The 777-nt window shown below is 73.4% G+C and carries 1 protein-coding gene; it reads right to left on the bottom strand.

All coding sequences use genetic code 11. The features are described from left to right. A partial coding sequence (locus ACLEQD_RS44615) for a condensation domain-containing protein (RefSeq protein WP_410391955.1) occupies nucleotides 1-777 on the bottom strand: 777 nt, incomplete at both ends.

The raw sequence follows: 777 nt of genomic DNA, 5'->3' as shown, positions 1-777 counted from the left end.
GTCCGCGTCGAAGAGGTCGGTGGCGTACTCCAGCCAGCCCTCGAAGCCCCGGGGGGACTCGGCGAGCGAGAGCGTCAGGTCGAACATCGCCGTGCCGGGGTGCACGTCCACCAGCCGCGACTGGAGGCCCGGCAGCACCGGGGCGCCCACCTGCGCGCCCTGGAGGATGAACATCACCTGGAAGAGGGGCGTGTGCCCGCGCTCGCGCGTGGGCTGGAGCGCTTCCACCAGCTTCTCGAAGGGCACGTCCTGGTGCGCATACGCGCCCATCGCCGTCGCGCGCACCCGGCCCAGCAGCTCCCGGAAGGTGGGCGCGCCGGACAGCCGCGTGCGCATCACCAGCGTGTTGACGAAGAAGCCCACCAGCCCCTGGAGCTCCGCGCGGTTCCGGCCCGCGATGGCCGTCCCCACACTGACGTCGTCCTGCCCCGAGCGGCGAGCGAGCACCGCCTGGAAGCCCGCCAGCAGCACCATGAAGGGCGTGACGCCCTCGCGCACCGCCAGCGTGCGCACCGCTTCGGCCAGCCGCGAGTCCAGCACCACCGGCACCCGGGCGCCCTGCGTCCCACGCTCGGCGGGACGCGGCCGGTCCGTGGCCAGCTCCAGCAACCGGGGTGCACCTGAAAGCTGCTTGCGCCAGTAGTCCAGTTGCGATGTCAGCGCGGCGCCATCCAGCCACTCCCGCTGCCACTCCGCGTAGTCGGCGTACCCCAGCGGCAGCGCGGGCAGCGGAGAAGGCTGGCCCTCGCGCAGCGCCGCGTAGAGGGCGGACACCTC

Origin of the sequence: Corallococcus sp. 4LFB (assembly GCF_046520365.1) — a bacterium.
In the GTDB taxonomy this organism is placed as follows: Bacteria; Myxococcota; Myxococcia; order Myxococcales; family Myxococcaceae; genus Corallococcus; species Corallococcus caeni.
This window is presented reverse-complemented; position numbering and strand designations above follow the sequence as displayed.